General features: G+C 61.4%; 7 protein-coding genes. 1 reads left to right on the forward strand and 6 read right to left on the reverse strand.

The genetic code is table 11. The features are described from left to right. Positions 1-24: 24 nt before the first annotated feature. The 6 genes from JN12_RS19005 to JN12_RS19030 all read right to left on the reverse strand — a co-directional run bounded on the left by JN12_RS19005 (position 25) and on the right by JN12_RS19030 (position 6,478). The gene (locus JN12_RS19005) at positions 25-1,431 is read right to left on the reverse strand and encodes an aspartate ammonia-lyase (protein WP_145025735.1); all 1,407 of its coding nucleotides are present in this window, start codon (positions 1,429-1,431) and stop codon (positions 25-27) included. Positions 1,432-1,450: 19 nt separating this feature from the next. Continuing rightward, on the reverse strand, positions 1,451-1,915 hold the full coding sequence (locus JN12_RS19010; RefSeq protein WP_145025737.1) for a ferritin family protein: 465 nt from the start codon (positions 1,913-1,915) through the stop codon (positions 1,451-1,453). A gap of 82 nt (positions 1,916-1,997) precedes the next feature. Then, positions 1,998-2,687, reverse strand: a complete 690-nt coding sequence (locus tag JN12_RS19015) for an HAD family hydrolase (RefSeq protein WP_145025739.1) — start codon at positions 2,685-2,687, stop codon at positions 1,998-2,000. A gap of 72 nt (positions 2,688-2,759) precedes the next feature. Continuing rightward, the gene (locus tag JN12_RS19020) at positions 2,760-3,914 is read right to left on the reverse strand and encodes a class I SAM-dependent methyltransferase (RefSeq protein ID WP_145025741.1); all 1,155 of its coding nucleotides are present in this window, start codon (positions 3,912-3,914) and stop codon (positions 2,760-2,762) included. Positions 3,915-3,973: 59 nt separating this feature from the next. Then, complete coding sequence (locus JN12_RS19025; protein WP_145025743.1) at positions 3,974-4,975, reverse strand: helix-turn-helix transcriptional regulator; 1,002 nt, start codon at positions 4,973-4,975, stop codon at positions 3,974-3,976. Positions 4,976-5,080: 105 nt separating this feature from the next. Further along, entirely contained in the window at positions 5,081-6,478 is a 1,398-nt protein-coding gene (locus JN12_RS19030) for a carbohydrate porin (RefSeq protein WP_145025745.1), read from the reverse strand. Positions 6,479-6,705: 227 nt separating this feature from the next. Here JN12_RS19030 and tnpA point away from each other — a divergent pair. Further along, a partial coding sequence (tnpA, locus tag JN12_RS21150; protein WP_145025747.1) for an IS200/IS605 family transposase occupies positions 6,706-6,990 on the forward strand: 285 nt, incomplete at its 3' end.

A 6,990-nucleotide genomic window follows, 5' to 3' on the forward strand; every position in this document is an offset into this window, starting at 1 on the left:
ATATCCGGCAGTAACGACCGCCGGCTAGCGGGACTCCTTCTCCGGCAGGCCCGGTGTGGTCAGGGTGAAGGGGTCGAGCAGGCTGTTGAGTGTCTTGGCATCCAGAAGGCCGCGCTCGACGATGACCTCGCGAATGCTCCGGCCGGTGGCGACCGCCTCCTTGGCAACCTCTGCCGCAGCGGCATAGCCGATGGCCGGGGCCAGGATGGTGGCCAGTCCCACCGACTCCTCCATGTACTGGCGGCACCGGTCGCTGTTGGCAGAGATCCCCCGGACGCAGCCGGTGGTAAACTTCTGGACACAGTTGGTCAGGATTTCCAGCGAAAATAGGAGGTTATAGGCAATGACCGGCATCATGACGTTCAGTTCCAACTGCCCGGCCTGGGCTGCCATGGTGACCACCGTATCGGCGCCGATCACCTGGAAGGCGACCATGTCAATGACTTCTGCCATGACCGGGTTCACCTTGCCGGGCATGATGGAGGAGCCGGGCTGGACCGGCGGCAGGGTGATCTCGTTCATGCCGGTGCGTGGGCCGGAGGCCAGGAGGCGCAGGTCGTTGGCGATCCTGATCAGGTTGACGGCCAGCCCCTTCAGGCTGCTGCTCAGAGCAACGAACGGGTCCATGTTCTGGGTGGTTTCCACCAGATTGGCCGCCCTGACCAGCGGATAGTCGGCGGCATGGGACAGCTCCGCCACTACCTGATCAATGTACTGCTCCTCCGCATTCAGGCCGGTACCGACGGCAGTGCCACCGATGCCCAGTTCGCACAGGGCCGGGCGGCACTGCTCGATACCGGTCAGGTTCCTGCCGATGGCCAGGGCATAGGCGGCGAACTCCTGGCCGAGACGGATCGGTACCGCATCCTGCAAATGGGTCCGGCCGGACTTGACGATCTGGTCGAAGACGATCCCCTTGGCATCCAGGGCGTCGCGCAGTCCGGAGACGGCCGGGGCCAGCCGGTCGAGGAGACGCAGACAGGCAAGGCGCATGGCTGTCGGAAAGACATCGTTGGTCGACTGGGCCATGTTGACATGGTCGTTGGGGTGGGTCCGGGAGTAGTCGCCCCGGCTTCCTCCCAGCAGTTCCGCTGCCCGGTTGGCCAGCACCTCGTTAACGTTCATGTTGTGGGAGGTGCCGGCGCCGGCCTGGAACGGGTCGACCACGAACTGGTCGTCGAACTTTCCGGCCAAAGCCTCGTCAGCGGCCCGGATGATGGCCCGGCCGATGTCGGCAGGAAGGCGACCGGTGGCCATGTTGGCCCAGGCGGCACACTGCTTGATGAGGAGCGTGGCCCACACCAGCGCCCGGTGGGGCTTCAGGCCGGAGATGGGAAAGTTGGCCAGCGCCCGGGCGGTCTGCGCCCCGAAATAGGCATCGGCCGGCACTTCCACCGGACCCAGGGTATCCCTTTCCAGTCGTGTGGCCATGATACTCCCCGCCTTTCGCCTACTTCCGCCCCTTGAGGCTAGCGTACTGCTCGTCGATTACCCGCAGATGCTCCACCTCTTCGTTCCTGAGGGTCTCCAGCATCTGCCTGCCGTCGGGATCGGTGGTCTTTGTCAGGAGTTCTTCGTAGTAGGCGATCCCCTTCTGTTCGATATCCCGGGCGATCTGCAGCGCCTCCCGGTCGTCGGTGGTATAGGTGACATGGGGGGCGCCGGCAGCATCCGGCTCCAGTTCTATGGTGGTGCCGCCGTAGAAGACCCAGCGTCCGCTTTCGTGGAGCGAGGTGCAGAGCTCGTTCAGTTTAAGGTAGTGCCCCTCTTCGGTCTTGGCCAGCCAGCGGAAGATCCGTTTGCCGGCCGGGTCGAAGGTCTTGTGCTCCGCCTTGGTATAGAAGTCGAACGTCTCCTTTTCCATCTCCATGGCGCGCATAATGGCGTCCAGTATTTCCTTGCGGTTCTCGCTCATACCGCCTCCTTTTTCAGCAGGTCGCTGAAAAACAGCCATCTCGCCGCCGTCCTCGAAAGCCTCCTTGTGTGGCGTAGCGCTGCTACGCCTCCGCGGGGGCCTTCTGCGGATGCGACGACCTGACTATTTTCGAGCAACCTGCGCTCTTGTTTAGATGGTCCTGCAGGGTCAGCAGTTCATCGACGCTTCTGCTGAGGAAAACCCGGCTTCCCAGGCTTTCGGGGAGGCGCAGGTCGATGTCGTAGCGGTCGCCGACAAACAGGCACTCTTCGGCTTCGGCGCCGATGGCGGCCAGGTGGCGTTGAAGGGTCTCCCGGTCGGGTTTGGGGCGCCAGGTGTCCTCGATGGTGAAGGTGTGACGGAACACGTCCGGCAGTCCGAGCGTCCGTACGATCCGGTCGGTCAGGAACCGGTTGTTGTTGGTGTAAATGTAGAGCCCGTACCGTCCGGCAAGGGCGCTGAGCAGCTCGTTCACCCGGTTGTCCGGGACGATGAGGGCGGCCGGATCAATCTCTTCGGCAAAGTGGCGGTGCAGGGCGGGCAGGTCGCCGCCGAGCTCCCGGCAGGCACCGCTCAGCGGGGTGCCCCAGCCCGTGGCCTCGGTAAGCCGCTCCTTGGTCGACCGGATCAGCCGGTCCGCCTCCTCCATGGTTACCGACCGCAGACCGGCAATGTAACGGCAGGCCGACTGGTGGATGGCAAGGGCCAACTCATGATCGACATAGAGGGTGCCGTCCAGGTCGAAAACAATGGTGGTCAGTTGTTGCGCCATGATGCCGTCTGCTCCTCGCCGGGTGCGGTAAGTGCCCGGATGATCCCAGTCTATCAGGCGCGGGGGCGGGTGTCAAAGGGCGCTGGCCCAGTCGCCGAGGCAGAGCAGACGCGGATTGGACACCCCCTTGGCCTGGACCAGCACCTTGAAGGTGTCGCCCATGCCGCCGTCCGGGAGCATCAGTTTCTTCAGGGCCAGCCGGTCCTTGATCGCCTCGGCTTCGCTGGTTGCTCCTGCTTCCAGACTGGCCAGCTCCTGCATCATGCCGGTGGCCATGAGGAAGCGGTACTGCTCGCCAAACCAGACCGTGCTGAGCCCGACCTCTTCGCCGAAACGGGAGAGGGTGGTGAAGTCCACATGGGCGGTCATGTCCTGGAGGCCGACCCGGATATAGGGATTTTCTTCCACGGTATGGCGGTAATAGCAGAGGAGGGTGCCGTTCTTGCGCATCGGGCCGTACAGTTCCTGCGCCAGGTAGCCGTAGTCGATGGTGAGGACAAAGCCCCTTTCCAGGGCGTTGGCAACTGCGGTAAGCCAGTCGAGGGCTGCCAGTCTGATCTCCGCCCGCTGACCCGTGCCGAGGGTGGCACCGATCCGCTCCAGGTAACTGGCCAGGGCTGGTGTCGAAGGGGGGGCCAGGACCTCCCGGAACTCCTCGCCGTCGGCGGTGACAAAGACCTCCCGCACTCCTTCGTCGGTCATCTCCACCAGATGGGCCGGCAGGGCATCCACCAGTTCGTTGGAGACCAGGCAGCCGGTGAAGGTGACGGCGCCGGTGGTCAGCTCCTCGGGACTGCTCCAGGCCAGGCACGCCGCGTGTTCCTTGAGCAGCGCCCGTTGTGCCTCCCGCAGGGAGGGTTCCCTTTCGATCAGGCGGTAGGTGACGGTCCGGTAGAGCTCCGGCTCCAGGTCCCGGATACCGTCCATGATGTCGCAGGCCAGGCGGCCGCCCCCGGCCCCCATCTCCACGGCCTGAAAGGTGTCGGGCCGCCCCAGTTCCTGCCACATCCGGCAGATCTCGCGGGCCAGAAGCCGGCCGAACAGGGCGTGGACATTGCTGCTGGTGTAGAAATCACCCTCGGTGCCCACCTTGCGGCCGGGGGAGGTGTAGTAGCCGAGCCCCGGTTCATAGAGGCAGGCCTCCATGAACCGGGCAAAGGTCAGGGGGCCGTTCCGTTGTATCCGGGCCAGCAGTAGCTGCCGCAGGGGGCGATCATCGTCGTTCATGAGTGGTCTCCGGAGAAAACTACTGTATAGTGCACGGCCCGCAATTTGTCAACGACGGCTCACGTTGCGGACTGATAGCAGCTTGCCAGCCGGCCGGCGATAGCGCGCACTTCCTCGCGCAGTTCCGTCGGTGCCAGCACCTCGGCCTGGTCGCCGTAGGAGAGTATCCAGGAGAGCATCTCCATCCTTCCGCCGGCCAGCAGGGAAAGGGTGACGCTCCCGTCCGGGCCGGTGTGCAGCTCCTGGCTCGGGTGCCAGACCCGGTCCCGGACGGCATGGGCGATGGCCGGTGCAAACCTGACCGTGAGGGGGATCGATTCTTCCCGCACGATCCCGAATGCCCGTTGCAAATGCTCTTCGGGGGAGAACTCCGCCGGGATCTCGAACCGTTCCCGTGAGATCTCAACCCCCTTGATCCGCTCCACGGCAAAGGTTCGGAGGGCCTTGCGGTTGTGGGCGTAGGCGATCAGGTAGAGCCCCCCCTTGTAGAGCATGACCGTGTACGGGTCGATCCGGTAGGTGGTTGCCCTTTTCTTTCCGGGAGCGCGGTACAGGAGGGTGGCCCGGTACTGGTGGATGAGGGCATCCTGCAGGGTGCGGAGGATGTCGTGGAACGGGCGGTAGTCGCGTCTCCCCTGGAGGAGCGGGAGTGAGATGCGGCCGATCCGTTCCAGATGGGCCGCATAACGCGGCGGCAGGGCGGAGTTGATTTTGCGGAACATGGCCTCCAGGTCGTCGGCAAAGGGGGTGCCCACAAGCGGCTCCATCTGGGAGCGGAGAAAGTGGAGGGTCATCAGTTCCGGCAGGGTGAAGGTGATGGGGGGGATGTTCCTGAAGCGGGTGGTGAAGCGGTAGACCTTCCGGTCCCCCTCCCGGTCTCCCACCAGCGGGTAGCCGGCATCGGCGATGGCGATCAGGTCCCGGTGGATGGTGCGGCGGGTCACCCCGGTCTCTTCCACCATCTCCTCGATGGAGAGGCCGTGGCGCGCCTCGATGAGGCGGATCAGGTCGTGGAGGCGGGCGGCCTGGGAGTACTTTTTTGCCGGTTTCCCCTTTTTCATGGTCCCTCCGTTGGTCGGTCCGAATTAATGCGGAGGGTAGCAGAAAAAGGCCCGCGTCGGAAGGGACATATTGTGTCGCAAGCCTTCGATGCGGATCTGTTCAGATCAGAAGCTCATACGCAGGCGCAGACCGTAAACTTCTGCCGGTCCCCTGTCCCGGTTGTAGCCGGGGTTCCTGATGTACTGGAAATCAGGGCTGGCCTGCAGATATCGGCCGATCTGGACCCGGTAGTACAGTTCCAGGATCTGCTCCCAGTCGTAATTCAATCTGCCGTCGCCGACGAGAAAACCAAGGCCCCCGGCTGCCAGGTAGTCCTGGTGTTCAGATGAGAGGCCGTGGGCTGCATAGGCGAACCCCACCCGGTCATCTCCACGTCCCCAATGCACGCCGCTCACCTGGATGCCTGCGCTCAGGTGCTGATCGACCTCGGTAAACGTAAAATCCTCGTTGTGGCCATCGTTCCATCCCAGTCGGCCGAAAAGGCCCGTTTCCCCGTCGTCTGTCAAAGGTTGTTCGACGTTGAGGCCGAAACCGTACTTGCTCCGCCCCGACTTCTCATTGGCCAGGACGTCTGGTACGGCCGAGTTGGTGCGCCCGATGGCCAGTGCCTCGTCATAATTTCCCATGCGCGCTCGATTGTAGTAGGCAAGGAGGCGGACCGTCGTTCCGGCGTCGTTCGGTTTGATGGTCAGTTCCAGGTTGCTGCCCCCGGCTCGGAAGATGTGATAGTCAAAAATATTGCCGTTGGCGGTGGTCGGCTCCAGATAGCTACCTAACGCCAGTTTCCAGCGCGGATTGACCAGGGCTGCGGAGAAGCCGTAGCTATAGGCACGGGTATCCCCCTGGTAGTCCCATGCCGTATTGTTGATGAATGCATAGTTGAGGAACTGGGTCCGTGTATTGTTGGCGTAGCGGTTCTGGTCGAAATCATCGGCTACCGACAGTTTGCCCGCCTTGATCTCTATCCGGCTGACAGGCTCGTTTCCGGCAAGCTGATCCATTCCCCGCTCCACTTTTCCGGACTCCGGGGAGAGGGGGTGAATGTAGCGGAGGAACAGACGAGCTACGTAAGGCCCGTTCCCCAGGTCAGCAGGGCCGGTCCGGATGACGTCGCCGTTGGGATAGCCACCGAGACCGATGCCGTTGCTTATCCCCGCGCCACGAGCCATTTCGATGTCAAGATACGCTTGCAACGAGGGGAGTAGTTGCGAACCCAGATACACTCCGTATATATGCGTGAAGTCGCGTCCTCGTCCCGCGTCGGTTCGCAGGCTGTGCTCACCGCCGTAGGGAGAGTGGAAGGCCGGCATGTTCTGATAAATACCGTTGAACTGCATCCCCAACAGCTCGGGGAACCAGACCGGCAGATTCTCCTTTTCAGCCTTGGCCGAAGGTTGTGTCTCAATATGATTCGTATCAGCACCTGACGGTAACACCGTAAAAACGTTCAGGGCGATGGAGATGAGAATAATACACCACATGTTTAGTGTTACAGCTAACATCAATCCTCCGTTTCAATGATATAACATTATAATGCTTCACCATTTAACCATACACTGAATCCACTTATTTCATTAATAAAGTTAGTTATGCCGGAGCGTTTCAGTAATTCGGCATTTCGTGTGCAACTGCCCATGAATGCCATTACCACCAACAAACCAATCATTATTGTCCGACTATGGGAGAAAAACCCTCGCCTTCAGGCGAAAACTTCAGTTAAACTCGCTGGATGGAACACTATCGAACATCATCGCATACACGGTTTGACCTAAAGTGCCATTTTGTGTGGATCACCAAGTATCGGAAGCCTGTATTACGAGGAGAAGTGGGCACTCGGCTTCGAGAGTTGGTGGTAGAAGTCTGCAAGACTAATGATGTAGAAATCTTGCAGGGTCATATATCAAAGGATCACGTGCATCTGTTCGTGTCTGTACCACCCCATCTGGCCCCGAGTAAGCTGATGCAGTACATAAAGGGCAAAACGTCTCGCAAGTTGATGATGGAGTTCAAGCAC

Source organism: Geobacter argillaceus, from assembly GCF_007830735.1.
Lineage (GTDB): Bacteria > Desulfobacterota > Desulfuromonadia > Geobacterales > DSM-12255 > Geomobilibacter > Geomobilibacter argillaceus.

What these genes read in the sequence shown, in the direction of transcription:
- JN12_RS19005 (WP_145025735.1), bottom strand. Translation starts at nt 1,431, where the DNA reads ATGGCCACACGACTGGAAAGGGATACCCTGGGTCCGGTGGAAGTGCCG.
- JN12_RS19010 (WP_145025737.1), bottom strand. Translation starts at nt 1,915, where the DNA reads ATGAGCGAGAACCGCAAGGAAATACTGGACGCCATTATGCGCGCCATG.
- JN12_RS19015 (WP_145025739.1), bottom strand. Translation starts at nt 2,687, where the DNA reads ATGGCGCAACAACTGACCACCATTGTTTTCGACCTGGACGGCACCCTC.
- JN12_RS19020 (WP_145025741.1), bottom strand. Translation starts at nt 3,914, where the DNA reads ATGAACGACGATGATCGCCCCCTGCGGCAGCTACTGCTGGCCCGGATA.
- JN12_RS19025 (WP_145025743.1), bottom strand. Translation starts at nt 4,975, where the DNA reads ATGAAAAAGGGGAAACCGGCAAAAAAGTACTCCCAGGCCGCCCGCCTC.
- JN12_RS19030 (WP_145025745.1), bottom strand. Translation starts at nt 6,478, where the DNA reads ATGTTAGCTGTAACACTAAACATGTGGTGTATTATTCTCATCTCCATC.